The organism is Pseudofrankia sp. DC12 (assembly GCF_000966285.1).
Classification (GTDB): domain Bacteria; phylum Actinomycetota; class Actinomycetes; order Frankiales; family Frankiaceae; genus Pseudofrankia.
Map to the genome: position 1 here is coordinate 4898597 of NZ_KQ031391.1, position 25131 is coordinate 4923727.

The 25131-nt window shown below is 67.5% G+C and carries 18 protein-coding genes; 7 read left to right on the plus strand and 11 right to left on the minus strand.

Features of this window, described 5'->3' with window-relative positions; all coding sequences use genetic code 11:
• Positions 1–145 precede the first annotated feature (145 nt).
• Positions 146–970, plus strand: a complete 825-nt coding sequence (locus FRADC12_RS19685) for an alpha/beta hydrolase (RefSeq protein WP_045877736.1) — start codon at positions 146–148, stop codon at positions 968–970.
• A gap of 15 nt (positions 971–985) precedes the next feature.
• Here FRADC12_RS19685 and FRADC12_RS19690 read toward each other — a convergent pair whose 3' ends face one another.
• From FRADC12_RS19690 to FRADC12_RS19715, 6 genes are all read right to left on the minus strand, one after another.
• A complete protein-coding gene (locus tag FRADC12_RS19690) occupies positions 986–1321 on the minus strand; it encodes a MazG nucleotide pyrophosphohydrolase domain-containing protein (protein WP_045877737.1) in 336 nt (111 codons plus the stop codon).
• A gap of 31 nt (positions 1322–1352) precedes the next feature.
• Complete coding sequence (locus FRADC12_RS19695; RefSeq protein ID WP_045877738.1) at positions 1353–2354, minus strand: DNA glycosylase AlkZ-like family protein; 1002 nt, start codon at positions 2352–2354, stop codon at positions 1353–1355.
• Complete coding sequence (locus FRADC12_RS32445; RefSeq protein ID WP_045877739.1) at positions 2291–2581, minus strand: hypothetical protein; 291 nt, start codon at positions 2579–2581, stop codon at positions 2291–2293. The genes FRADC12_RS19695 and FRADC12_RS32445 overlap by 64 nt, the downstream gene beginning before the upstream one ends.
• Entirely contained in the window at positions 2578–3891 is a 1314-nt protein-coding gene (locus FRADC12_RS19705; RefSeq protein WP_084011048.1) for a B12-binding domain-containing radical SAM protein, read from the minus strand. The genes FRADC12_RS32445 and FRADC12_RS19705 overlap by 4 nt, the downstream gene beginning before the upstream one ends.
• A 52-nt stretch (positions 3892–3943) precedes the next feature.
• Positions 3944–4648, minus strand: coding sequence for a cytidylate kinase family protein (locus FRADC12_RS19710; protein ID WP_045879899.1), 705 nt, complete (start codon positions 4646–4648; stop codon positions 3944–3946).
• A 549-nt stretch (positions 4649–5197) separates the two neighbouring features.
• Positions 5198–6031 carry an HARBI1 family protein gene (locus FRADC12_RS19715; RefSeq protein ID WP_045875135.1) on the minus strand — a complete coding sequence of 278 codons (834 nt, stop codon included), beginning with the start codon at positions 6029–6031 and terminating at the stop codon, positions 5198–5200.
• 176 nt (positions 6032–6207) lie between these two features.
• Here FRADC12_RS19715 and FRADC12_RS19720 point away from each other — a divergent pair, with 176 nt between their 5' ends.
• The 5 genes from FRADC12_RS19720 to FRADC12_RS30210 all read left to right on the plus strand — a co-directional run bounded on the left by FRADC12_RS19720 (position 6208) and on the right by FRADC12_RS30210 (position 9727).
• A complete protein-coding gene (locus FRADC12_RS19720) occupies positions 6208–6519 on the plus strand; it encodes a hypothetical protein (RefSeq protein ID WP_157488948.1) in 312 nt (103 codons plus the stop codon).
• 325 nt (positions 6520–6844) lie between these two features.
• Positions 6845–7156: a DUF6444 domain-containing protein gene (locus FRADC12_RS34450; RefSeq protein ID WP_157488949.1), complete on the plus strand. Its 312-nt coding sequence runs from the start codon at positions 6845–6847 to the stop codon at positions 7154–7156.
• 707 nt (positions 7157–7863) lie between these two features.
• Complete coding sequence (locus tag FRADC12_RS19725; RefSeq protein WP_045876696.1) at positions 7864–9042, plus strand: ISAs1 family transposase; 1179 nt, start codon at positions 7864–7866, stop codon at positions 9040–9042.
• 8 nt (positions 9043–9050) lie between these two features.
• Positions 9051–9242, plus strand: coding sequence for an HNH endonuclease (locus FRADC12_RS34455; protein ID WP_084011383.1), 192 nt, complete (start codon positions 9051–9053; stop codon positions 9240–9242).
• Entirely contained in the window at positions 9242–9727 is a 486-nt protein-coding gene (locus FRADC12_RS30210) for an SMI1/KNR4 family protein (protein ID WP_084011050.1), read from the plus strand. The genes FRADC12_RS34455 and FRADC12_RS30210 overlap by 1 nt, the downstream gene beginning before the upstream one ends.
• A gap of 1443 nt (positions 9728–11170) precedes the next feature.
• Here FRADC12_RS30210 and FRADC12_RS19730 read toward each other — a convergent pair.
• Entirely contained in the window at positions 11171–12193 is a 1023-nt protein-coding gene (locus FRADC12_RS19730; protein ID WP_045876444.1) for an IS701 family transposase, read from the minus strand.
• On the minus strand, positions 12190–12501 hold the full coding sequence (locus FRADC12_RS33285) for a transposase (RefSeq protein ID WP_045876445.1): 312 nt from the start codon (positions 12499–12501) through the stop codon (positions 12190–12192). The genes FRADC12_RS19730 and FRADC12_RS33285 overlap by 4 nt, the downstream gene beginning before the upstream one ends.
• 420 nt (positions 12502–12921) lie before the next feature.
• On the opposite strand from FRADC12_RS33285, the gene FRADC12_RS19740 reads away from it, so the two are divergent.
• Positions 12922–19038, plus strand: coding sequence for a DNRLRE domain-containing protein (locus FRADC12_RS19740; protein ID WP_157488950.1), 6117 nt, complete (start codon positions 12922–12924; stop codon positions 19036–19038).
• 54 nt (positions 19039–19092) lie between these two features.
• On the opposite strand, the gene FRADC12_RS31555 is transcribed toward FRADC12_RS19740, so the two are convergent.
• From FRADC12_RS31555 to FRADC12_RS19750, 3 genes are all read right to left on the minus strand, one after another.
• Complete coding sequence (locus FRADC12_RS31555; RefSeq protein ID WP_157488951.1) at positions 19093–19728, minus strand: hypothetical protein; 636 nt, start codon at positions 19726–19728, stop codon at positions 19093–19095.
• Positions 19729–20314: 586 nt separating this feature from the next.
• Complete coding sequence (locus tag FRADC12_RS31560) at positions 20315–20956, minus strand: hypothetical protein (RefSeq protein ID WP_157488952.1); 642 nt, start codon at positions 20954–20956, stop codon at positions 20315–20317.
• 539 nt (positions 20957–21495) lie between these two features.
• On the minus strand, positions 21496–25011 hold the full coding sequence (locus tag FRADC12_RS19750) for a TIR domain-containing protein (RefSeq protein WP_045877743.1): 3516 nt from the start codon (positions 25009–25011) through the stop codon (positions 21496–21498).
• Between the last annotated feature and the right edge of the window lie 120 nt (positions 25012–25131).

Here is a 25131-nt window from a genome sequence, read left to right on the forward strand (position 1 = left end):
TTCAGTCCATCGTCGCCCTCAACACCGTCATATGGACTCAGCGCACGGTCGGTGGATCGCTTGCTTTCGGCCGGCGCCTTCAGCTTGCCAGCCTCCCTCCGCCAGAGGACGGAGGCAGTCACGAGACAACCTCCAAAGGAGCGTCATGCCCGTGCACGAGACCGTGACCTCGCTGCGCACGCTCGACGGCCTGCGCCTGGCGGCCACGCTGACCGAGCAGGACACGCCAGCCGGCCGAGCGATCGTCCTGGTTCACGGCGGCGGCGTCACGCGCGAGGAAGGCGGATTCTTCACCCGCCTGGCCGCCGGGCTGGCCGAGGCCGGCGTGGCATCGCTGCGCTTCGACCACCGCGGCCACGGCGACAGCGAGGGCCGACAGGAAGAGCTGACTCTCTCATCGATCCTCAACGACATCCGGGTCGCCCTAGCCGCGACGCGCGAGGCTACCGGCATCCAGCACGTGAGCCTGCTCGGTGCGAGCTTCGGCGGGGGTATCTGCGGCTACTACGCAGCCAAGAAGCCCACAGACGTCGCGCGGCTGGTGCTGCTCAACCCGCAGTTCAACTACAAGTGGCGGACGATCGACAGCCGGCCGTACTGGCATGACGACCACATCGACGACCAGGCCGCCCGGACGCTGAACGAGCAGGGTGCGATCACCTTCACGCCGACGCTCAAGCACGGACGACCGATGCTGAACGAGGTCTTCTGGCTCAGGCCCGACGAGGCCATCAAAGAGATCGCCGCGCCCACGTTGGTGGTGCACGGCACCAAGGACACGTTGGTACCCATCGAGTCCTCGCGCGCCGCGATGGCACGGTTCACGGCCGAGCACCGGCTCGTGGAGGTGGAGGGCTCGCAGCACGGCTTCGCCGTCCATGACGACCCGCAGTACCTCCAGCCGCAGAGCCAGGCGTGGCAGGCGTTCGTGATCCGGACCGTGGCCGAGTGGGTGACGGCTGGGGCGTAAAGCGTCACATCGGCCTTAGGCGTCGCGGCGTTGCTCGGGCCAGGTGCGGGTTTCGTTCAGGGCTTCCTTGGCGCGGATCGCGTCGGCGAGGTCGATACCAAGTCGGTTGGCGATGGAGTTCGTGAAGATCAGGATGTCGACGAGTTCCTCGTCGATGCTGCCGGTCACTTGTCCTGTTTCGGAGCGTTGTCCGTTGTTTTTGCGGACGGCGCGGGCGAGTTCGCCGGCTTCTTCCAGGAGGCGCCAGGTCTGGTCGTGGACGGTGCGGTCGGTGAAGCCGCGTTCGCCTTCCATTTTCGCGACGTAGCGCTGGAGGTCTTCGAGTGTGGCGCCGGGGGCGAGGGGCTGCATCGTCGCAGGTCCTTTCGTCGGGCTGGCGGTTCTAGACGGCGAGGGCGAGCTGGCCCGGGTGGGTGTCGGTCTTGAGAGCGGAGCGCCAGCCGGTGCGTAGCGCCGCGGTGTGCTCCTCGGCGGCGTGCGCGGTCTGGCGGGTCAGGCCCGGGTTGCTCCGGCCGGGGAGGAGCGTTGGTACGACGGTTCGGATCGCGGGGTTCCAGGTCCAGGTGCCGTGGACCTGTCCGTCGACGAGGACGGTGGGGAGGGCCTCGCCGATCTGGTTGAAGGCGTGTCGCGGGTTGAGGTCTGCGAGGTAGCGGGCGCGGGTCTCGGAGTACGCCTTGAGCGCGACGTCCTCGTGGGCGAGCAGATGCAGCCCGCTGCTGTGGATGTCGGGGTCGGCCGTGGTGAACTGCTCGTACCGCTCGGCGGGCATGTAGGCGGGTGACGGGCTCCACGGGGTGGCGATTTCGAGGAGCGCGAGGGCCGGGTCGTCGAGGGCATCGACGACGGCGGCGCGGGAGAGCGCCGACCACCAGGTCGCGTCGGCGAGCGTGACCGGACCGTAGCGGTCCACGTAGGCCCGCATCAGGATCCGGGTCGCCGTCCGCGGGTCGAGGTCGAGGGCGAGGTCGGGGTGGAGCTGGCTGGTCAGACCGAACAGGCGGCGTTCGGCGTTCCAACAGCCGGAGGCGTTGCGATATGTGAGGCTGCCGCCCTCCCAGGCGGTCTTGACCGTGGCGCGGACCACGGCCGTTCCCGCCGCCGCGAGCTCGGCCTCGATCTGCCGGTAGGGCATCGGCCCGTCGGCGAGCAGGCTGTGCAGCTCCGCGTTGATCTGGTCGATCAGATGTGCTGTGACGCCGACGTTGTGGGCGCGGCGGGCGGCGTCGCGCAGCCGGTAGTGGATCGTGGCGCGGTGTGCGACGGCGGCGAGGTCGACCGGCAGGGCGTGCAGCGTGCGTCGCATGCAGCGCAGCGTGATCAGCCCGGAGTGTTGGTCCAGCAGCGCGAGCGCGGCGTCAGCGTGCGCGGCGCGTGGGAGCACGGTCGCGAACGGTGATGGCAGGCGCGCGGCGTGCAGCCGAGCGCCGCGTGGCTGATCTCAGCCGCCGAGGTGAGGCGGCGGTCGGGGTGCAGGCCCTGGCGGGACAGGGTCCAGTTCCAGACCTGGCGGGCTTGGTCGGCGGCGAGGGTGACCGTTCCGACGGTCCGCGGACGCCGGTTGATCACGTGGGCACGGTACCAGCGGCTGGGGGCCTGGTTTGCGGTCACCCCTGGGCGCCCCAGTGGTCTTCGATGAAGTCGCGCAGCCGCTGGTAGGAGTCGTCGAGCTCAGCCCAGTCCTGGGGGCTACCCCACCAGTGCCGGTCGTTGTGGTGGATGTGGAACTTTGACCAGTCCCCGTCCCAGTCGGGCTGGGTGTGCAGGCCGCGAAGCCCGTGACGGTCGGGATCGGCGTAGACCTGGGTGCCGGGCAGCGGCGTGAATCTGAACAGTGAGACGCGGGTCAGCGACGGGCCAAGCTCGCCGAGCAGGCTGATCGTCTCGTCGGTCGTCTGCCGGTTCTCGCCCGGGTAGCCATGGATGATAAACGCCTTCGCGCCGATCCCGGCGTCCGCGGTCGCGGCGAACGCGGCCTTGATCTGGTCGCGGGTGGTGTTCTTGCGCATCGCCCCCAGGAGCTGCTCGCTCCCGGACTCGACGCCGTACTTGATCTCGATGCAGCCTGAGCCGGCCATCGTCTTCAGCAGAGCAGCGTCGACGGTGTCGACACGGGACAGCGCGGACCAGGCCAGGTCGAGGTCCGCGACCGCGTCGCAGATGTCGGCGACCTTCCGCTTGTGCATGACGAAGTTGTGGTCCACGATCGCGAACCCGCCGACGCCGTACCGGTCGATGAGGTCGGTCAGTTCCGCGCGGGCGCTGGCGCCGGACCGGTACTGGACGCGGGTCTGGCCGGCCGCACAGAACGAGCAGGGGAACGGGCAGCCGCGGCTGAACATCACGTGGGCCATGTCCACGTCGCGGCCGGCGAGCCGGTCGGCCATCACGACGTCCTCGACCGGCAGCAGGTGGCGCGCGGGTAGCGGAAGCTGGTCGATGTCCCGCATCAGCACCCGCGGGGCGCCATGCTGAGTCTCGCCGTCCTCGATCCAGCGGGTGCCAGCGACGCCTCGCACCGGCCGGCCGGCGGCGGCCCCGTCGAGGACCTCAAGGATCGTCTCCTCCGATTCGCCCTCGCAGACAACGTCGGCGCCGAAGTCGCGCAGCGCGTCGTCAGGGTAGAAGTTCGCGTGCACTCCCCCGACCATCACCAGCGTGCCGTCGGTGATCTGGCTGTGTGCTCGGGCGGCGGTCATGAACCCGTAGGTCGCCGACGACGCGACACTGAACCCGACCGCGTCGTAGCCGCGCAGGTCGAGGGTCAGCTGGTCGGGCCGGACCTGGAGGACCGCGGCCTCGTGACCGGCGCCTTCGAGCACCGCGGCCAGGTAGAGGACCCCGAACGGCGGGAACTCGCGCCGGCGCTCCCGAAACCGCGCCATGTCGTAGACCTCGGGATACAGCAAGGCAACACGCATACTGGTACGCCTCCGTGCAGTTGAGGGCTGGCCGGGGTGAGAGACGGCTAGATCAAGGCATCGCGCGACCGCCGCCGTCGGAGGGCTCACAGGAGACGCGTCGGCCGATGCGGATGATCTCGGCCAGATAGACCTCCGTCAGCCGGTCAAGTTCGTCAGGGTGTGGGCGCTCCAGTAGCGCGATCACGGCCTGGTGCACGACGGGCGCGAACGTGGCGATGCCCCGCTGGGCGCAGGCGCGGTCCGCGGTCGCAATCAGATGCGAGTTGCACAGCACCAGGTCGTAGCGGTCCCGGTCGGTGAACAGGTCGAATCCGCGGCGGCGGTGCAACGAGTCGCGCGTGTGCTCGTCCTTCTCCCGGCACAGCGCCGCGCAAGCAGGCAACGACAGACGGGTGCGGGTTTGGGACACCAGGCACTTACGCGCCCGCGACGCAGGATCCGACTCGATCCAAAGCCGGACGATCGGATCAGGAGCGATCCAGGCCAGCGCCCACGTGTCGAACACCGTGCGCTGCCGGCTGGCCGCGAGTTCCAGCAGGCGCCGGTCCAGCTCGTCGTCCGCGGCGCCGTCCTCCCGGGCCGCCTGGATCTCGTCGTACCGCTGAAACCACGCGTCGCCGGCGGCGACGTCCAGCCGAAGAATCTCCAGCATCACCTCGGTCGCCGACACATAGTCATAGCCCAGCTCGCGGGCTAACAGCCGCGCGTGCGTCGTCTTGCCTGCCGCTGTCAGACCTGCGAACGCCACATTCACGCCGGAGACCTGAGCCCCATTGGGCGTAGCGCCTGACTCGACCGGGTGCGCGTTGCCCAGGTCGGCCCGGCCAGTCACAGCGAGACCCCGTACCTCGACGGAGGCAGAGAGCGTCGTCGACCGCCGACCTCCTGTCGAGGCAACGCCGATCCACCGAGGTGGCCAGGCAAAGTCGAGAACGACACGGAACCCTCCCTTTCAGACGGTGGGCCGCGTTTCTCGATGGTTGCCCTGCGCGAGAGAAGGGTCTATGCCGAAAACGAGTGGTCGATATGCAAGACATGTATTGACCGCCGAACTGCCGTTCAGGTCAGATGCCCGAAGACACATCCGCGCATTTCCACTGAGAAGGGTGGCCCGCATGGGCGAGTACCGTCCCGCCGCCCGGCGCGACGCCGTGCCTTGCTGGCCGGGCCCGACGATCGAACGGCCGCCAGGACCAGGGCATGGACGCGGCGCTGGACCGGCCACTAATCGGGCCACTGAGCCTTTCCCTGCAACCGACCGTCACCCTGGGTGAGTATCAATAGTGTGATCGTGTGTTGGTCGTCAGGTGGTCCTCTGGTACTCGGTGTGGAGGATGACGAGGGACGCTTTCGCGACCAGCCCGATCTTCCAGGGGTCGATCGTGACGTTGCGGAGCAGGCGGAAGGTGACCTTGAGCAGCGCGTTCGCGCGCTCCCCGACCGCCCGCAGGGCGTAGTGGATGCGGTTGTGCAGTTTCTGTTCGGCGGTCAGCTCCCCGCCCTTCGGCTTCTTGAACGGGACCGCGAACTGCCCCTCCTGGGTTCCGAACGCTTCGTAGCCGCCGTCGCCGAGCACCTGCCCGCCGTCGGCGAACCACTCCTCGAAGACCTCCGGGGCGCCGGAGGCGCGCAGGGCGGTGGTGTCGTGCTCCCGGCCGGGACGGACGTCGGACACCCACAGCGGCCAGCCGTCCTCGGGACCCGAGACGACTTGCACGTTCGCGCCGTGGTTCTTGATTTTTCCTGACCACCACAGGTCCACGCCCTTCGTCGGGCCGGGGACGGTCACCCGGTCGGTCTCGATCACCGTCCCGTCGACGATCACGTGGTCGTAGCCGGCGAACTTCGCGGCGATCAGTGCGTTGCGCAGGTCAGGGGCCTGCCAGGCCAGGACTGCGAGGCCCTCGTGCAGGTAGCGGTAGCCCACCGACTTGCCGATGTTGTTGTCCCGACACAGCCGGATGACCGGGGTTCCGTCACAGAACCAGCGCAGGACGAACACGGCCTGCTCCCATGGAGACAGGGCGCGGGTCCCGCTCCGCGTACCGATCCGCCTACGTTCCGCAATCAGGAGCGTGGCAAGGCGGACGACCGTGTGATCGCTCAGGGGCAGGACGCTCGTGTATGTGACACTCATGAGGACGCGGGGCTCCGGCGGAAGTGATCTGTGAGAGGACTACTTCCTACCGGTTGCCCCGCGTTTCGTCGTCGGCGACCCAGCCGTCGATCACGACCCGTGATGATTACCTAGCGTGACGGGTCGTTGCAGGGAAAGGCTCACTGACCGCTGGGCGCCGAACGGCGACGATGAAGATGCCTGAGGACGTGACGGGCGTTGACCCACAGATCGGGTCGTTCAAGCGACTGCGGGCCACCGCGCTTCGCGCCCTCAACACCCATCTCGATGCCGATGGCAGATGCGCCGACTGCGGCGGCACCTGGCCCTGCACGATCGTGCTCCTCGCAGACAACTGCCTCGACCTCGTCGACGACATTCCGCCTGTCGAGGCGTTTGCAGCTAGCCCGAAGGGTCTGCTTGCCACGCCGCGACTGCCCGCCCTCGCAGGGCCCAGCCGGAGCGCCGCGGCAGCCTACGACTTCGCGACTACCTCACCCGGACGGTGACCGTCGCCCCGCAGGGAGAACACCACACCACGACGGCGATCTCACCGAGCCGACCATAACGCCGCCAAGACCAACACCTATTTGATCCACGTCTGTTCACCGCGAGCCTAAACGTCAATATAAAATCGATGTTCAGGCTCTTGTGATCATTTAATATCAGGGATATCGGACGGTGGATTGACGCTGAGCCGTCGGGGCCGGGCTGTTTCAACACGTCGCCGCAGTGAGCACCTTCTCAACGAATCCAGCGCCCATCGTAACTGGTCAGGTATGAATGGTCGGCGTGTCGGCCCGGTGGTGATGGCGTTTAGCCCATAATAGGGGTATGGGGCGGCCGAGTTACGACGAGCTTGCGGCTTTGGTTGTCGCGCAGGCAACGATTATCGCCGATCAGGCCGCCCGGATTGAAGTGTTGAAATCGCAGGTTGAGGCGTTAACCGGGCGGATCGCTGAACTGGAAGCCCGGTTGGCCGCGACGTCGAAGAACTGGTCGAGGACTCCGTCATCGGATGGGTCGCGGTGCGGAGCCGGGAGCGGCTGCATCGGTCGTCGCTCGGGCGATGGCCGCGCTTCAGGAGGCCGGAGTGGCTGGGCCGACACGCATCCCTTGGGGTGGCTGATGGCTGATGGCCGGTGATCGGGCGCTTGAGATGTTCGCGCGTCGGCTGATGGAGTTTGTCCGAGATCCTGCGATTGCGTCGTGTGATGCGCTGACGCAGAGTTCTGTCCTGCGATAACGGCGACAACTCGAACGACAGCTGCTCCACCGGCGACTCTGACACCGGCGCGCTACTCGCCATGGTCGCTTTCATCCCCGGCGGTACCCCCATCGGCGACGCCATATGCGCCGCGGAAGACGCCGAGTCGCCGGCACTTGGCCGGGCAGTTAGAAACGGTCACCTGGCTGGGCAAACGCACCCACGAACCGGTGTTCCGTTGACGAGAATGGCTTCCCGGACTTCTCCGCGTGGCGTCACCCTGAGGTCCCAGACGTACGAATAGGGCTCACCGGCGACCGCGGTAAGAACCAGGGCCAAGGGAAGATCACTCCAGGTAGCGAACTATCGCTCTGAGTAATCGTCACGATCAAGCTCTCGGTCCAGGTTTCGACGGGTCTCGCGGGTGCAGTTCCTTCCGGCCGGAATCTCGCCGCCCGCGCTTCCGAGCTATCGGAAATGACGCCATCGGCAGCTACGAATGCCTACCCGAAAATCCGCCGCTGTGCGCCCAGTCGCCATGGCCGTTGAATTGACGAAAACAAGAGCCGCCGTTGCGAAACGACGGCCTCCTGATCGGGACAATGAGAGTGCGAACAAACAATCCCCCGAGACAGAAGGCCGCCAAGTGTCATCATGCCAGACCGGCGCCGCTTTGTCGAGCGGCCTTGACAACGCCGGCAAAGAAAAAATCGGTCGACTTCTTGCCATGCTGCGTCTTGTGAAGGATTTCCGCGACGCCCGGGGCCGGGTTTACGACCTCGAGTTCGTGCTTGCCACGGCGACCGTCGCGACGCTCGCTGGCGCCACGTGTTACCGCGAGATCGGAAGCGAGGCGGCCGACCTCTCCCAAGGGCTCCTCGCCGCACTCGGCGCGCCCTACGGCTATTTTCGGGGCTGCTACACCGTTCCCTGCGAATCCACCATCCGCGAGACCCTCAAAGGAGTCAACTCGCATGTGCTGGACCTGGTCGTCGGCACCTGGCTGCACGAACAAGCGACCCGCGATCACAACGGCGATCTGGTGATCGCCCTGGACGGTAAGGTCTTGCGCGGCGCTTGGAGCACGGAGAACCAGCAGTTCACGCTGTTCTCTGCCATGACTCACAACCAGGGGGTCGTCATCGCCCAGACCAAGGTCCCCGCGGATACCAACGAGATCACCCAGGTCGCGAACCTACTCAAAAACATCAAACACGAGCGCGGCCGAACCGTCATCACCGCAGACGCCGCGCACACGCAGGTCAAAACCGCGATCCTACTCTGGAAAAAACGAATCGACTACGTGTTCACTGTCAAGGGGAACCAGCCGAAGCTCTTCCAGCAAATCTTCGATCGCCTCCTGCCGGTTATTCAGAAAACACCGGGGCATGAGGTCGAGGAATGCTCCCGCGGAAGTATCAAGCGCTGGACGACTTGGACGCGACCCGTGGATGACATCCGTTTCCCACGGGCCCGAACAATAGCCGTCATCTGCCGCGAAGAATTCGATCTCACCGGCGCCCGTCTCAGCAAGGAATACGCCTTCATTGTCACCAGCCTGCGCGGTGAGCGCGCCGCTCCGGACGCTATCCACACCCACGTCCGAATGCACTGGGGCATAGAGAACCGTGTCCATTACGTCCGCGACACCACCTGGCGGGAAGATGCCTGCCAAGCCCACCAAGAAAACGGCCCGCACAATCTCGCGATCCTCCGCAATCTCGCGCTCGGCCTACTACGCCTCCACGGCGTCACCAAGATCAAGGAAACTGTGCAGGAGATTGGCCGCGACCGTAATAGAGCCGTCCAGTACCTCGCTACCTAGCGTAGCCGATCAACACGCAGTGCGATCTTCGCGAGGCCCTGGGTAAGAACTTTGCCCTGGCGAACCAGACTGGTCTGCAGCGGACACCGCAAGGCTATCCTTGGCATCACCATCAGGATCCGGGACTGATGCAGCTCGTCGAGAGCGGTGTCCACAGCCGGACTGGTCACACTGGGGGCTTCTCGCGTGGGGGTTCGTGATGGAGGATTTCTTCCAGGACGATGACTACTACACGGGACCACCACTTTGCGATGACCTGATCGCAGCAGCTCAGTCGGCCGTAGGTTTTGTCCTTCCTCGGGTGTACGTCGATGCCCTGCGGCTTCGGAATGGCGGTATACCGAAGCGCAGATGTTTTCGGACGAGTTTCAAGACATCCTGGGCCCCGGATCACTTTGAGATTTCTGCGATTCTTGGACTCGGCGGAGAGCTAGGGATTGATTCGGTCGACTCCGGGAGCCGTGTGCTTATTGAAGAGTGGGGATACCCTGATATTGGGGTCGTAATTTGTGCCATGCCCTCGGGTGGTCATGATGCGGTGATGTTGGACTACTCTGAGTGTGGCCCGATGGGCGTACCGGGCGTGGCCTACGTCGATGAAGACCGCGCCCCCCAGCGCATCTCGAAATCATTCGAAGAATTTATCGAGAGGCTCGATTTCTGCGCATTGCCAGGCGATCCGTGACGGTTCGTAACGCAGTCGAAGGCGGCCTGCTCGGGATGACGCCGCTTGGAGAGCCGTAACCAGCCGGCAGGCCGCCCGGGTTGAGCGACGGCATCGAGTAGCTGGTGACCGCGGTGGGCGGGGTGGTCCGGCCGGTGGCGGAGGTGTCGCCGTCGGGGGTTGGTGACTGGCAGACGATGAGCAGCAAGATGGCGGCTGGCAGGCCGATGGTCGGCAGGCCGAACACCTGCGCCAGGCGGACGGCGCGGGCATGGGGGCGTCGCCTGCGGTGACGGCCGGGTCGCCTCCGTGCCTCCGAGGCGCGCTCGGCTGGGTCGGCGTCCGCGGCTGGGTCGACGACCGCGCCGGGGCTGCTCCGGGCGTCAGGACTGGTGGGAACGAGAACCGGTTCGCTGTCTGGGCGGATACCGACCGTAGGGTCGGCCGGCCGTGCGGGCGGGTCGCCCGCCGCGGCGGATGTCAGTTCCGTCGCTGCTGGCGGCCCGGCCGTCGGGCGATTCTTCCGGCTCACGTTCGGTGTTCCTTCGGGGTTTCTCGAGAGGCGTCGCCTCGAGGTGCGCCCAGGCCCAGGACCGGTTGGGAGCAGGCCGGCAGGCCGGCGCGCGGCGGGCCATGACCGGCCGGTGGGTAATGGTTCGATCTGTCCGCGGAGGGCCTTCCAGCGGAGCTGCGCTACATCGGATGATCACCTCCATCGGACTCTAACGACGAGAGTCATGCCCGCGCTTCTGTCACACACAGCTACTAGTAACGATCCGGGCTGGCCGTGATCTGAATTCCAAGAGGTGAGCGGTGCGCGGGGCTTCTGCTGGAGCGGTGAAGCGCGTGGGAGAGGTCTGTGGGCGCCCATGGTGCCAGCTTGGCGGCCAATAGGCACGCGAATCCCACAGTGGATCTTCAGGTCGGATCAAATGTGCTGGTCAGCGCATCGTAGGAGATCAAGAAATGCCGACGGGCCTGGGCTGAGGCCGAGGCGGGGCCCCTGACCCAAGGCGTCAGCCCAGCCCGGCGTCCTCGCGTGGATACGTGACTGTCTGTGTTGTGAGCCTCCTGCCTTTGGCGATCTCGTCCTTCTAAATGGTTGTGCCTCGGAGGACTTGGTGCCATGCTGTCGCTCGCCGCTCCCCAGCGGCAGTCCGTCAGCCTGGGCGCCCGCTTTCTGTGTGGCGCTGCGGGCCGATGTAGTGCGTGTACAGAGCTGTACGCGGCGCCCCTCGTCATTCCTTTTCATCGCCTCTTTGTGCTGCCCTCGACTTTCGCGTTCTTCTTGATCGGGAATGTTGGTTTGTCTTCGCGTGATGAGGTTTCTATTCGATCGTGGTGAGCTGTTTGTGTGGTGCGGGTGTTTGGGGTGGTTTGTCGCCTCGGGTCGGTGCCTGTTTTGGGCTGTTCCGGGGGCTGTGGGCCGGTCAGGGGCCGGTCTGGGTGGCTGGTGGGGCGGGTTCAGGCCGCGAGGCCGTGCTCGGTGGTGTCCCAGGCCAGGTGGAGGGTGTGGATTTCCGCGGCGGTGGGCGTGACGGGGTCAGCTGGGCGAAAACGCGCGGTGATCAGGACGCGGCGTAGCTTGCCGAGGGCGTCGGCGGTCGAGACGGTCGTCTTGGTCGTGTACCAGGGTGCGCGGGCGGTGGCGTCGGCGACGTCGGAGTCGTGGTGGCCGGCGGTGAGGTACCAGGTCAGGGTGAGGGTCTGGGCGAGCAGGGCGAACGGGACCGCGTGCCGCACGGCCTGCGCGGTGCGGGTGTGGGTCTGTCCGACGCCGAAGAGCTGCTTGGCGTCGGCGATCGCGACCTCGACCGCCCAGCGGGCGGCGTACCGCTCGGCGATCGTGGCGGGGCGGCTGAACAGGTCCGTGCTGATCAGGGCGAGCAGCGGGCGGCCGGGTTCGCGGACGAGCACGAGCTGGACGAGGCGGGGGCCGAACACCGAGTACCACAGGCAGACGGTCACCGCGACGTCGACGGTGTGGACGCGGCCGTAGCGGGTGACGGTGGTCGGGCGGAAGTCGGCGGTGGCGGCGAGCTGGGTGATCGTGGCGAGCCGGTCGCCCTTGACGCGGGGGCGGCCTCGGCGGCCGGTGCGCGGCGGGGCCGGCGCGAACAGGGCGGCGTCGGCACGCGGTCGAGTCGTCCAGGTCACGTTGCGTGGCAGGGACTTCAGCTCGCCGCCGGCGTAGGCGGAGTCCGCCACGACGTGGACCTGGCGGTCCGGGAACAGGCGGGCGAGCCGGGCCGCGGCGCGGGCGGCGAGCCACAGCCGGGAGCCGGACATGGTGCCCTTGACAACCAGGCACGCGTAGACCGGCAGGCAGATCGGCCGCGCGAAGACCGTGCCGCGCAGGACGACACCGACGATGACCCAGTTGTTGCCGAAGCCGACCGGCGTCTCGCCCTTCGCGGCGCCGTCGTGGAACCAGCCCGCGGCGAAGACCTTCCGCCCGGCGCGGTGGAAAAGGGTGGGCGGAATCAAGCGGTCATGGCGACGACGGTTATCGGCCCGGGGCCGGTGAGCAGACCGACGACGAGACGGGCCAGCGTGTCGCCGACCTCGTCGAGCGTCCAGGCGGCCTTCGCGAAGAAGTAGTGGGCCCGGTGGTGCGGGGTGTCCCGATGGCGGCCGGCGCCGACGAGCATCCCGACGACGGTGCGCCGCCCGGGCGCGGCGACCAGCCCGGTCGCCAGCATCCGGAACGCGGCGAAGCTCGGCGCGGTGAAACACGGCCGGAAGTACTCCAGCAGGACGGCGAACGACGGCGGTATCGTGACGTGCGGGAGCATCGGCGACCCACTCTTCGGAGTGTTGGTGTGGAAACGCCGATGCTCCCGCCACCAGCCCCGTGAGCTGGACCTTCCCCTCATCAACACTCCGCGTGAAGCCACGCGCGGAAACAGCCGGCGAACATGCCCACACTGAACCAGTCAAATCATCAACCTCCTTGACGACCCACAAAACCGATCATGAAAAGTGCGAAACTCGAGTGCTGCCTGAAAAGCACCCGATACTTCCCGCGGGGTCGGCTGTCAGCGCAGGTCACCGGTAACGGGCGCAGTGTCCTGGTCCGGCTCGTGGTTGCTCGGCTTTTTCGTGTTCACGTCTTGTTCGGGAGCCTTTTGATGACCGGCCGGCACAGCTCTGCCTCCAGCCGTCCAACCTCCTTTGGCCGTCGGATGTGGCTGCGCCACGCCCGGGTACGTCGGGTGGCGCCGCTGCTGGCGGTGCTGCTCGTGCTGGGCGGCATGGTCGTGCTGGACTCCGCCCGGCCGCGGAAGATCGTGCCGATCGCGGACCAGAACCCGTTCAAGGACCTGAAGCTGCCGCAGTCGTCGTCGGGCAGCGCGGCTGGGCAGCCACATGACGTCCCGACGAGCGTGACGCAGGTGGGGACAGGGCAGGCGCCGAGCGCCGACACGCTGCGTGCTGGCGGCGGGCAGGTCGCCGGGGCGGTGCCCGTCACCGCGGACGCGGCGCCGACCAAGGTCGACTTCTCGGGCATGACGCCGGAGCAGGAGAGAGCGGCGGCGCAGCCGCTGCCAGCTGGCATGGCGATGCCGGCCAAGCTGGCCCCCGGGGTGCGTGACCCCCGGACGGTGCAGCAGGGCCGGGTCGAGGTGCCCGGTGCTCGCACCGCCTCGTCCACCGCGTTCAAGAACCCGGACGGAACCCTGACGTCCGAGACGACGATGGGCCCGGAGCGGTTCAAGAACCCTCAGGGTGACTGGGTCGGCATCGACACCACGTTGACCGGCGACGGCAAGGGCCGGTTCCACAGTAAGGCGACTGAGCTGGCGTTGGATGTCGCCGGCGCGGCGAACGATACGCAGCTGGCCCGGGTCGACCTCGGCGCCGGGATGTCGGCGGGGTTCGGGTTGGACGGCGCCGCGGCGGCGAAGGCCGATGTCAAGGGATTCACGGCGTCGTTCGCCGGGGTGCGGCCGTCATCAGACCTGAAGCTGTACTCGACGGCCGCCGGGCTGGTTGAGGTCGTGGTCCTGAAGTCGGTGGACGCGCCGACGAGCTGGACGTTCCCGCTGAACCTGCAGGGCCTGACCGCGTCGATGGACAAGTACGGCCAGGTCAACCTGCTCGACAAGGACGGCAAGCGGCGTGGGCTGATCCCGCAGGGCTGGATGCAGGACTCGGGCACGTCCGGCGCCGCGGGCGGACCGGCGACCTCGACCGGAGTCACCTACAGCCTGGTCGACGGGCCCGCGAAGGGCCAGGTCTCGCTGCGGGTCGACCTCGACAAGGACTGGCTGGCCGCGCCGGAGCGGGTCTACCCGGTGCAGATGGACCCGCCGGTGACCTGGCTGAATCCGGGCTCTGACGACACCTACGTGTCGTCGGCGAACTCGTCCACGACGTTCAGCTCGGAATGGGTGCTGAAGAACGGCGTCTACAACGGCGACGTCAACCGCAGCTATGTGCATTTTGACGGCCAGGCGCAGCTGACGAACGCGAACGTCCTCGGGGTGGACGTCTGGCTGTACAACTGGCTGTCCGCGGTGTCGTGTACCGGGAACCCGGTGTCGCTGTCGGAGGTGACACAGTCCTGGGACGGCACGACGATGACGTGGCCGGGCGCCTCGATCGGCTCGGTGGTGGCGCAGAAGTCGTTCGGGCACAGCTACAACACGCCCTGTGGCTCGGACTGGGAGGACCTCTCCGATCCACGGCTGACCGCGCTGGTCGGCGACTGGGCGGACGGGGTCAAGCAGAACACGGGCCTCGCGATCCAGACGTCGAACACCGACGGAGCGGCGTTCAAGGCCTTCTACTCTGCGAGCTGTCTGTGTAACCCGGCGGATCCGTCGACTGACTACCGGCCGCACATGGCGGTCACCTGGTCGCCGTACGGCGCGCAGTACTCGTGGCCATCGGGCTCGCCCCAGTGGTCGACGAACGTGATGGCCAACTCGCCGGGGCAGATCACCGTCCGGGTCAAGAACACCGGGCAGTCCACCTGGCCGGCGAACGGCAACTACAAGCTGTCGTACCACGTGTACGACACGTCGAACAACGAGCTCGTGCACCAGGGCCACGTGACCAACGTCCCGGTCGCGGTGAGCCGGGGCCAGACGGTCGACATCGCGGCGACGGTCGACCCGCTGCCCGCGGGCAACTACGTGATCTACTTCGACATGGAGGACGCGGGTACCGCCTGGTTCTCCGACCACGGCATCACGACCCTCGGGTTCCAGGCGCAGTCGTATCCGGCGGTCGCGCCGCAGGTGACGGGCTCGACCCCGCTCAGCGGTCAGCACGTGCCGACGCTGCGGCCGGTGCTGGGGCTGACCGGATCCGCCGGTGGCCTGCAGTACGAGTTCCAGATCTGCGACCAGCCGGACGCGGCGTCCGGTAACTGCTGGGGCTCGGGTGGCCTGATCAGCGCGGCGAGCTGGAAGGTCCCGGCCTACGCGCTGCAGTGGGGCAAGCCGTACTACTGGCGGGGCCGGGTCAGCGACGGCACGACCTCCAGCGGCTGGACGCCGCCGATCATGGTGTTCCCGGACGTGGCCGCCCCGCTGACCGGCCAGCATTTCGGCGCCGACCCCTACGTGCCGTCGGTCGCCTCGGTGACGCCGCTGATCGGGAACTACACGGCGTCCACCACGGACGTGTCCGTGGCCGGTGTCGGGCCGGCGCTGACACTGTCGCGGACCTACAACAGCCGCAACCCGACGGTGGGCATGTTCGGCCAGGGCTGGTCCTCGCCCTGGGACATGAACGTGGCCGCGGACGACTCCGGCGAGGGCAACCTTGTCGTGCGTTACCCGGATGGCCGCCAGGGCCGGTTCGGGCGCAACTGGGACGGCACCTACGCCTCCCAGGACGGCTACTACTCGGTCGTCCAGGCGCCGTCTCCGCAGGTCGCGTCGTTCACGGCCCCGGACTCGGCCTCCTCGCTGGGCGACGCCGACACTGGGCAGAACTGGCAGGTCCTGTCCGGCACCTGGGGAGTGTCGGCCAACAACGCCTACCTGGCCGCTGCCGGCTCCGGTTCGCGCAGCGTCGCGGTGATGAACGCCCCGGCCGACGGCCTGATCCGGTTCACCGCCCCGACCGCCCAGGACAAGATCGGCGTCGCCTTCCGGGTCCAGGACGCCGACAACATGTGGATGCTCTACGTCAAACCCTCGACGAGCTCGCTGGTGCTGGCGAAACGCGTCGTCGGGATCGAGAGCACGGTCGCGACGTTCAGCGGCGCCTGCTGCGCGGGGTCGGACACGTACGCGGTCGGGATGTCCGGCCCGGTGCTGACGGTGTACCGCAACGACCGCGTCGTCGGGACCGCCAGTGACGCCCAGTTCGCGACCAAGACCCTCGCCGGGCTGTACGCGTCGTCGACCGGCGCCGGGCGCCTCGGGTCGGTCGTCATGGTCGCCGACGCCGACCGCGACAGCTTCACCCGGGCGAACTCGACGAGCGGGCTCGGCGTCACCGACACCGGCGAGCAGTGGCAGTCCGGGCCCGCCTACGGGGCCGGCACCTGGGGCATCAGCGGCAACAGCGCCTACCTCGCGGCCGCGTCCGGCAACCGCGACCTGGCCACCGCGCCGGCCGCGGCCGATGGCACGTTCAGCTTCACCGAGCCGACCGCGCAGGCCGGGATGGGTCTTGCGTTCCGCTACGGCGACGCCAGCAACTACTGGCGGCTGGTCGCCCAGCCCGCCGCTGGCACCTGGCAGCTGGTCAAGCGGGTCGGCGGCGTCGAGACGACGGTCGCGACGTCCGCGGCCGGGACCTGCTGCACCGGCACCGACACCCTCGTCGTCACGGCGAACGGCCCGTCGATCGCGGTGCTGCGCAACGGCACCCAGATCCTGTCCGCGAACGACACCGACGTGCTGCACGGCACCCGCGCCGGCCCGTACGCGGAGGCCACCGGCACCGGGCGCATCGACAACGTCATCATGACCGCGGCGACGGTGCTCACCGACAAGACCGGGAGCGGCTACCAGTTCCGCTCCGACGGCCGGCTCGCCCAGGTCGTCGACGTCGCCGGCCGCACCGAGACCCTCAACTACGACGGCAACGCCCAGCTGAACACGGTGGCCAGTGCCACCACGGGCCGGATGCTGTCGCTGACCTGGTCAGGTACCCACGTCGCGACCGTCTCGACGCCGAGCGTCGCCGCCTACTCCGGCCCGCTGACCTGGACCTACGCGTACTCCGGGGACCAGCTGACCTCGGTGACCGGCCCGCAGAGCACCAGCCCGACGACGTATGACTACGCGTACAACGGCAAACTCGGGAAGAGCACGCTGCCCAACGGCAACGTCGACACGATCATCGGCTACAACACCGACGGCACCGTGGCCTGGCGTGAGGACGGCCTGACCAACCGGACGACGTTCGCGGTGCTGCAGACCACCCCGACCACTGTCGTACGCGTCACCGACCCTCGCGGCCACGCCGAAGACTGGGAGTACTCGACCGGCGGCCAGCTGATCCGGCACAGCGACGCCACCGGTACCCGCACGTTCACCTACAACACGCGCGGATTCCTGGCCCAGGTGACCGACGAGAACGGCAACACCGTTCAGACCGACACCGACGACCGGGGCAACGTCATCGCCCGGCGCACGGCCCGGATGAACCTGTTCGGCACCCTCTGGGTGAACTCCGAGTACTACGGGTACTACGCCGGCCCGCCGGGTGACCCGCGCGCGGACAAGGTCACCACCTACCGGGACGCCCGCTCCTCCGGGCCCACTGACAACACCTACCTGACCAGCTACCGTCGTCGTAGCACCGGGCGAGACCGTGCTCCTCGACGAGCTCGCCGTGTACAGCATCGCGCTCGACGGTTTCGTGCAGGGACCGGCGATCGACACCACCGGCCGTCGGCTCAGTTTCGACCACCATGGCGGCTGTCTCCGGCTCGCCACCTCCGCCACCTGCCGGCAGGTCGCCGACGCGCTGTTGCTCGGCCTCGACCCCGACCGGTACACCGTGTACGTCAACGACGTCGACGCCGACACGGTCCTCGCGACCGCGCTGCTGGCCTACCCGGACCTGCTCACACCCGGCAGCGCGACGGCGACGGCCGCACGGGCGCTGGTCGACGTCGTCGCCAGCCGGGACGCACACGGCCCGGCCTACCCGGTGACCGACCCGGACCTGCTCGCGGCCTTCGCGAGCCGGGTCGCGCTGCCGAACCAGCCTGGGCGACCCGGCGGCGACGAAACCGCTGCCCAGATGGCCGCCGACCTCGCGGTAGCCGTGAGGGCCGTCGTCGACCTGATCGCGGACCTGGCCGTCGGGCGACGGCCAGCCCCGGCCACTGTGCCTGCCCCGTTCCACCCGGTCGAGGTCACCCATCGCGGCACCGGCTGGGTGATGGTGCGAGACGCCAAGCTGGGCGGCTTCGAACCCGCCTACGCCAGCGGACACACCCGAGTCGTGCTCTGGCACGAACAGCTCGACGGATCCACCGCCTACACCGTCGCCAGGCGCAGCGACCTCGTCGACGACTTCCCCGTGGGTCCGGCGGAGCAACCGGGCACGATCCTCGCCGCCCTCGCCGCCCGCGAACCCGGCTGGGGCGGCGGAAGCTCCATCGGCGGCGCACCTCGCCACCACGATCGCTCCCGCAGCGCACTGCACCCCGACGAAGTCTTCACCATCGTCGAGGCGGCTGTCACGCCCGCATTCCACGCCGGCTGATCTCTGGCGGCCGAGCGGTTCGATCGGCTGAGACCGCGGGGTCTCTGACCGGGCCGCGACCGCAGAGGAGCCAGGTGCGGCCACGACTGCGGGACGCCTCCCAGCCTGACAGAGCCGCTAACTTGACAGGCCCGGGCCGGGACCTACACGACCTGGTACTACGACGAGCACGGCCACCACTACCATCAGGCCGACCGGGAACCATACGAGGTCCTGTATGCGGGCGGCCTCGCCGACGACGCCGCCGTCCTCGACGAGCCGTGGACGGCGACCGTCGGGCACTGGGCGGCCGACAACCCCTTCGGCTACCGGCGGATCGACGCGATCCGTGTGACCACCGCGGTGATGCCCGCGCTGCGCGGCGTCGAGGTGACCGCCACCGAGCTGGCGATCAGCGGCTGGTCACCGTCACCTACGAAACAGCATCCCCCGCAGGCTTAGCAACACCAGACGAGGTCCGGGCCACAAACCCGGACCCCACCCGCACCCGGGCCAGGTGTGCACACCGGACCGAGGCAAGCGGCCGGCCCCGGGTACGACACCGACCCGGGCGGGGGCCCGTCAACGCGCCCCTCGGCCCGGAGGACCTGCACGGGGCCGAGGGGCGCGTTGACGGCCTGACCGCCGGGCCGACGCGTCGCTGGTAGGGCCGCCACCGACCGGCCACCGAACGAACGCCAGCAGCATAGATCAGATGGATATCAACGCACCGCGACTGTTTCGAGGACGATGTTGCCGTGGCAGCCGTAGACCGTTCGAGAGACGCCTTGGTCGGTCGAGCTGATAGCCGGATCCTCATTGGGAACGCGCACTGTCAGCCCCCCGATCGAAAGAACGAGTGTCGCTGGCGTCACTTCGTCCTGCGGTTTACACAAACCGTCAGGCTGCTGCGAGTCATCGCGGTAGAACCCGCTGAGATCGGCGACTAGGTATCCGTGCTGATCTGAGCCTTCGGCCGGCGGTTTCATCTGAGCGGGAAGCGTCAGAGATATCTTCTGCGTCCGATTGGCCTTTGCGTTTGGCTCCGTGGCGCCGCTCGCGGTCTGTGCGGTGAAGGTGACGGTACCCGAGACTTGACACGGGGTGTCACCGGGATTCCAGACCTCGATGATGCCCGTGACAAATCCGCCTCCGAAGGCCCCTCCCTGAAAACGCTTACCTAGGCCGTCTCCCGTGCAGGAGGCTATGCCACTGGTCGGCCCAGGCGTGGTCGACCCGGGCACAGTGATCTTAGGCACAGTGGACCCGGGCGCGGTCGGTCCGGATCCGCTCTGGCAACCCGTCATTGCCACCGTGACCACTGCGGCCAACATGCCGAAGGAGAACCGAGTCTTCATTATGTACCGCCTCCTGCCTCAATTGGTTGCCGCACGTATGAGCGCATCAGCGGACAGTTCTGGACGCCAGTTCCCGGCCGGCACCTGCCGCGGGCCGGTCGACGGGAAACACGGTCCGAGATGTTGATCCGATGGGGACCCGGATGTGCGTTTCCACGTCCGGCATCCAATGAGCGTCGATAGGGATATCGTGTCCAGTCGCGAATGCCGATGTGACTTCGCTACTCTACCCGCTCTTCCTAAGATGTGGGGCTCCGCCTGAGATGTGTTGCAGTGGCACGATCGGTCAATCTCGATGAGCTTGATGACGACGAGGCGTTGGTCGTGAGCTAGCACCGGCCGCCCCCGGGGAGGTTCCCGCTGCTGTTGGCCTCGTCAGGCAGGCCAGGTCGCTGTGCAGAGCGCCAAAGCCCAGCGGCTCGCGGCGTCCGCCGAGTCGCGCCAGGACTCCCCGTCAGTCGAAGGAGCGGTAGGGCGCACACCCACGGCGCTGGATGCGCGGCATGGAGCAGGCCAGGCTCGCGGCTTGCGGCGGCTTGTTGCCGATCCGCGGACCGGCAACAAGCCGCCGATCATCGACGCGCGGTCATCCGAACGTGTGAGTGGACAGGTCGAAGGTCACGGACGTCTTACCACCCGCGACTCCGCCTGCTGAGGTAGCGTCCGCCGCGAGAGTGAGACCGGTTTTGTCGGCGCTGACCACCGACAGTGGCCCGGCGGCAGCGCTGTCCGTATACACGCCGACCTCCTTGAAGTACTGGTCGGGTGCGTTGGTGTCTGCCGCCTCCGCGAAGACCAACACCGCGGGACCCTTGTTGGCGTCTGTCGTGGACGCGCCGGCGAAGACAACCAGCCACTCGCCGGCCACTGGACTCGGGCCATCCCAAATGTTCGAGGTCGCGAATACCCCTCCCCCCAGCGGGCTCTGGTGGGCATCGGAAATCATGGAGACGCGAGATGGTTGAGGCGAAGTGGGAGGAACGAAGCTAGGTTCTGGCAGCGGAGTGGCAGCGGCGCTGTCACGGGCAGCCTGCATCCGCGCCAACTCCGCGGATTTCTCCGGGGGCAGCTTGTCTGTGGACGAGAAAAGACCGAGTGGGCGGGGCGTCGATCCAGCGGCCGCGATCGCGACGGCGCCCCCGGCCACACCGGCCGTGCAGAGCAGAGCAACCACGATCACGAAAAAGCGTTGAACACCGCGATGGCTCCAGCGGGACGGACGATTCATAGGACTCACCTCACTACTGCCACTTGAAGCTGGTCTCGAAGGGCGGTGTCTGTGCGCACGAGGTGCCGTTCAGGTCGTTCCAGAGCTGCGACCAGGACGCTGCGGGGGTGTCCGTCGACGAGTCGCTGTAGTACTCATTCAGCGGACCCTCGAACTGGATCGTCTTACCCTGGGTGACTCCGTAGAGGCAGATCTCTTTCCATTGCGCGGCCTGGGCCCCGTTTGTGGTGTAGATCTGAGGCTCGACGATGGCGTTGGGGTTTCCCCACGACAGCTTGTAGTAGTCGTACTGGTGGTAGCCATTATTGCAGGCGCCGTTGGTGGCGGTCGTTTGCGGGCATCCGTCTGCGGACCCGAAGTTCAGGTAATAGCCGGTGGTCGTGGCGTCCCAGCCGTCTGCCCAGGCCTCGGCGGGCGCGGGCGCCCCCCAGGACTCGATGTCGTTGCCACCGATGAAAGATACTCTCGCGCCGATTGCTCCGGCCGTCGCCGAGACCCAGATGCCATGCAGAACGTCATGCCACGCGCTGCCTCCGCTGTTAGAGACGTCGTGGTAGGAGTTGTTGGTGCCGACAGTTATTATGACAGTCGGCGGCGAGGTGTAGAGCCTGGTGCAATCCCAGTACGGCGAGGTAGGCGCTCTCCTTAGAGAAGGCGACCGCATTGACACCGCGTTTGTGAGTCGCGTGGAAGATTGAGGAAGCCAGGTTGTTGGTGGGGTGGAGGTAGGTGCGCCCGGTTCCTGTGCCGACGGCGAGAAACTCGCCGTCGGGTGAGAAAGCGCAGCTGCGGACCTCGGCTCCGTACTGGGTGGAGAAGGTGGACGTCTCGCTGGTCGGTTCGTATACGAGGACGGTGCCGTCCAGGCTTCCGCTGGCCACAGCGTGCCCATCGGGGGAGAACGCGCAGGCCGATGCTCGATCTTCGTGCCAGGGGAGCGCGACTACGCTGTGGTCGGTTTCGAGTCCCCATATCAGCGTTCGGTTGTCGCCGCTCGCGGTGGCGAGCTGCCGGCCGTCCGGCGAGTACGAGCAGTGGTACAACGCGTGTGGACCCTGCCCGAAGCGGGCGACCTCGGCACCGCCGTCGATCCGAAGCACCCGGACCGCGCCGTCGTCGCGAACAACGGACACGTAGTCCCCATCGGGTGAGAACGCGCAGCTGCGGAACCATCGCAGGGGATCGTGGCCGCCCCGGCTGTCCAACCGGTCGACCAGCCAGATGCGAACCTCCTGGTCGGCGCAGGCGGTCGCGAGGAGTTGGCCGTCCGGTGAAAACGCGCAGTCGTACACCGCACTTGCGTGGCCGCCGACGATCGCCTGCAGCGCGCCGCTTTCCGCATCCCATAGCCGTACGGTCTGGTCCGCGCCGGCGGTCGCAAGTCGTCGACCGTCGGCGGAGAAGACAGCGGCGCGGACTCGGTCCACGTGGCCGGACAGCTCGAGCCGCGTTTCTGCAGAGATCGACGGCGTGAGCAGAACCTGAGCGTGGTGGATCGTGGCGATCCGGCCGCATCGGCTAAAGCCGCCTCCGCTGGCCCGCAAGGGGCCTGCCGGGTCGTCGGCGATGACAGCGCCTTGCCCTGCTTCGAGATCCCATCGCGTGACGCCGCGGTCGTCCAACGTGAGTAGCTGGGTTTGTTCGAGAAACTCAGCCCTTACGACGTTGCCGAGTCCGCGGAGGCTGGTCACGTACTTGCCGTCGGGGAGCCGCCAGAGGCGCGTGGTCTGGTCGGCGCTGACGGTCGCTAGTAAGCTGCCATCGGGAGAGACAGCGCAGCCGAGGACCGGCGCCGTATGTCCGACCAGCTGAGCCCTTGGGGCACAGGTGGCCACATCCCACAGGTAGACGGCGACGGTGCCGGCCGCGATCAGAATCTTTCCGTCCGGCGAAAATGCCAACGCTCGCGCGGACATGGGGCGCCCGGAGATGAGCGCACGTTCGATGCCGCGACGGACGTCCCAAAGCCGGATGGTGCCGTCCCGACTTGAGGACGCGAGCGTCTCACCGTCTGGCGAAAAGACAACGGCCAGCACCTTCGAGATGTGACCGACGAGACTTCGGTGCAACGCTGGGTCAGGTCGGTCGTCGAACGGAATCAGCGGCTCGAGTCGTGGTGTAGGAAGGATCGCCCGGTAGGCCGCCAGCTCGGACTGGAGTTCGGGGAGGTCCAGACGGCTGGCCAGGGTCGCGCCGAGCGCACTCGCCGGGCTGATGGGGGCGAAAACGTGTGGGGACTGGGAAAGAACGCGGTGCAGCGCGGACGCGGTCGGCGTCTTGATCAGGTCCAGGTCGGCCTCGGCGGCGACAGGGGAGCCAAGGAGCCGCGACTTGGCCTCGATCCAGCGGGGGTCGCAGACGGTGGCCGCGAGTTCTGCCTTCTGTCCGGCTTCATGGAGGTGGTAGGGCGCGTACCTCCAGAGGTAGTCAGCGTCCTCGGGCAAGGTCCACCATGAGGTCAACTCATCGAGTGCGCTGTCCGCGGCGAGGTACCTGCGCCGGGCCGCGGCAAGGAGTCGGCCGTGGATCGCTGACAGGTGGCCGGTGCGTTCGCCATCCGCGCGAAGGTAAGCGCGGATGATGTCGTGGATCCTGACGCGCGGATACGGCGGGTCGAGCCTGAAGTTCGCGAGAAGTCCCAGCCGGGCCAGGTCGTCGCACAGCAACTCGACGTCTCTGCCAGGCCACAGGAGCGAGAGCACGGCCAAGGGGATCTCAAGGTCCTCTTGGAAGATCGCGAAATCGAAGTATCGTCGCTGGTCTTCTTCGTCGAGCACGTCAAGGCTCGCCTGAATCGTCGCGACTACCGTCTTGGAGCGTTCGGTCGCGCCGCTCGGATCGAAGACGGCGGGTCCGTAGCTCGCGAGCGTGGCGAGGAGCTTTGCTGCTGCTGCTCCCGGAGTGAGCCCCCGCTCGACTCGGCGTCTGAGGGATCCATTGAGAAGGTTCAGAAGGACGGGCCAACACCCCGCCGCGCGTGCCAACCGGGCTGCCGCGTCCGGTGGGCATCCGACCACGCCGTCGGTGACCAGAGCGACGGCCTGGTCGGTAGACATGACGTCGACGCGGATCTCGTGGTAGCCAGAGGGAATCAGGGCCTCGATGCGCGTCGTGATGAGCCTTGTGCAGCTTTGGCCACCGGCGAGGAAGGGCTGCAGCTGGCCTTCGTCCCAGACGTCGTCGATGACGAGAAGGATTCGCCGGTCGTCGGCGTCGAGGAGACGACCCAAGGCAGCACCCGCGGAGTTGGGTTGGGAACTGCCGGGACGCTGTCTGCTCAGCTCCCAGATCAGATCCTCGACCCGTGCCGCCAAGTCGGCATCGCGAACATTTTGCCCGAGGGTCGCCCAGAGCACGCCTCCCGGGAAGTGGTTTCGCACCTCTGGCTGGTTGCACAGCCACGTCGCCAGATGGGTCTTCCCGAAGCCTCCGGTCCCGCGCAGGGCGGTGGTGAGGCCGACTCCGACCGCATCCGGCGCCGCGATCTGCCGCAGAAGCTGCTCTCCAAGGTCAGGTCGGTCGACCGTCCGCTGCAGCGGAGCGACCATCCAGGGCACGCCGGTCGAGGGTGTACCGCCGCCGTCCCGTGTCTCTTGCGAGCCGGGGAATCGGGCGGTGGAGGTGGGTTTCGCCCGGCCGGTGATCGCGGCGGCTACGCCGGCTAGCAGGAGACGTTCAGCCTCGTCGGGTTCGACTTGGGGGCCGAGCCCCGCGAGGTCGATCGAGGCACGTGTGCCGAGGATGCCATCAGGTCGGCAGTTAGCGACGAGGACGGGAATGACGCGACGGCGCTCTGCGGCTGGATCCGTCTCCCAGAAGGCTCGCCATTCTGCAGTCCCCATCGTCGACGCCTCGTACGCCGGTGAGATCACCGCGATCAGTCGGGCGTCCTCCTGGATAGCGCTGTCCAGCATGCTGGTCCAGATGGAGCCTGGAACCAGGTCCCAGGCCTTGACCAAGACACGGTAGCCAGCCGTCTCCAAGACAGAGGAGATCCACGTCGCCCACGGCAGATCCGCACGTGTATACGACACGATGAAATCCCGCTCATCCAAGCCGAAGCCTCGGCCTCCACATGTTTGACCCCCGTCGCGGAACCGCCAGAGCGCGGAACTCTGACAATCTGACGATAGCGGTCGCCCCGATGTTCGAGAGCGGCGGCACTCCGCCTGCGG

Coding starts and splice junctions, on each gene's coding strand:
- FRADC12_RS19690 (WP_045877737.1), bottom strand. CDS start 1,321: ATGCAGCCCCTCGCCCCCGGCGCCACACTCGAAGACCTCCAGCGCTAC.
- FRADC12_RS19705 (WP_084011048.1), bottom strand. CDS start 3,891: ATGCGTGTTGCCTTGCTGTATCCCGAGGTCTACGACATGGCGCGGTTT.
- FRADC12_RS33285 (WP_045876445.1), bottom strand. CDS start 12,501: ATGCTCCCGCACGTCACGATACCGCCGTCGTTCGCCGTCCTGCTGGAG.
- FRADC12_RS30210 (WP_084011050.1), top strand. CDS start 9,242: ATGGAGGATTTCTTCCAGGACGATGACTACTACACGGGACCACCACTT.
- FRADC12_RS19715 (WP_045875135.1), bottom strand. CDS start 6,031: ATGAGTGTCACATACACGAGCGTCCTGCCCCTGAGCGATCACACGGTC.
- FRADC12_RS34450 (WP_157488949.1), top strand. CDS start 6,845: ATGGGGCGGCCGAGTTACGACGAGCTTGCGGCTTTGGTTGTCGCGCAG.
- FRADC12_RS31560 (WP_157488952.1), bottom strand. CDS start 20,956: ATGAATCGTCCGTCCCGCTGGAGCCATCGCGGTGTTCAACGCTTTTTC.
- FRADC12_RS19720 (WP_157488948.1), top strand. CDS start 6,208: ATGCCTGAGGACGTGACGGGCGTTGACCCACAGATCGGGTCGTTCAAG.
- FRADC12_RS31555 (WP_157488951.1), bottom strand. CDS start 19,728: ATGAAGACTCGGTTCTCCTTCGGCATGTTGGCCGCAGTGGTCACGGTG.
- FRADC12_RS19685 (WP_045877736.1), top strand. CDS start 146: ATGCCCGTGCACGAGACCGTGACCTCGCTGCGCACGCTCGACGGCCTG.